Annotated in this window: 1 pseudogene; it reads left to right on the forward strand. The window is 40.8% G+C overall.

The annotated features are described in order from the left end of the window. Positions 1-336, forward strand: a pseudogene (locus tag CP368_RS10275) (RNA-guided endonuclease TnpB family protein); the annotation flags it as partial.

Here is a 336-nt window from a genome sequence, read left to right on the forward strand (position 1 = left end):
GAATTCCGACTTTTCACAAAAAACGCAGTGGCTGGTCATACCAAACCAACTGTCAGTATCCTAAGCAAAAAGAAGCTTTTCTTGATAATGGGACGGCTAGGTTTATTGATGCTAAGCATATTAAATTGCCTAAGCTAGGCGTTGTCCGCATTGCTGGCTTAAGAAAACTAATCAAAGAGCGTCTGGTTAATCATATCCCAACTAGAATCGGCACAGTGACGATAAAAAAGACCGCTGATGACCAATTCTACTTGTCTATGCAGTTAGGCAGCGATATTGCCTTTGTCAAGGAATTGCCTAAATCACAAAGTCAAATTGGCATTGACCTTAACCTTG

The sequence above is a fragment of the Lactobacillus sp. UMNPBX17 genome, assembly GCF_002553735.1.
Lineage (GTDB): Bacteria > Bacillota > Bacilli > Lactobacillales > Lactobacillaceae > Lactobacillus > Lactobacillus gallinarum.